General features: G+C 35.9%; 2 protein-coding genes. One reads left to right on the top strand and one right to left on the bottom strand.

The window, feature by feature from the left end; translation table 11 throughout:
- A partial coding sequence (locus GBI66_RS19310) for a MerR family DNA-binding transcriptional regulator (protein ID WP_151717194.1) occupies nt 1–67 on the bottom strand: 67 nt, incomplete at its 3' end.
- Between the two features lie 71 nt (nt 68–138).
- Here GBI66_RS19310 and GBI66_RS19305 point away from each other — a divergent pair.
- Nucleotides 139–435 (top strand): alpha/beta hydrolase (locus GBI66_RS19305; RefSeq protein WP_171494353.1); only part of this gene is annotated, 297 nt, incomplete at its 3' end.

The raw sequence follows: 435 nt of genomic DNA, 5'->3' as shown, positions 1-435 counted from the left end.
AACTTTCGTAATAACGCAGCATACGAGGACTTACTTTTGTGAGCTCGGCAACTTTAGCTAAGTTCATAAAATGGGGTTGACCTTAACATTGGTGTCATAGTTTAGCATGTTTTTATCTTTCAAAATGGTACTTGTTCGATGATGAGTAAACTCATTTTATTGGTGTTATTCGGATTAATGTCATTTGTTGCAAATGCCAAAACACTACAACTTCAGGAGAAGAACATGCGTCAAATATTTGTGCTTCATGGTTACTCTGCTTCTATAAATGATCACTGGTTTCAAGATTTAAAGCATCAAATAGAAAATGAAAATACAACGGTTACTTTAATTCCATTTCCAGATTCTGAGAATCCGGACGTAGAAGCATGGCAGAAGGTTTTAGATCAACAGATCCCTAAGGTGGATGAAAATACCTATTTTGTTGCGCACAGT

This window comes from Acinetobacter sp. TUM15071, from assembly GCF_008980925.1.
Taxonomy (GTDB): Bacteria; Pseudomonadota; Gammaproteobacteria; order Pseudomonadales; family Moraxellaceae; genus Acinetobacter; species Acinetobacter dispersus.
Note: the sequence above shows the minus strand (reverse complement) of the source record. Positions and strands in the feature narration are given on the sequence as shown.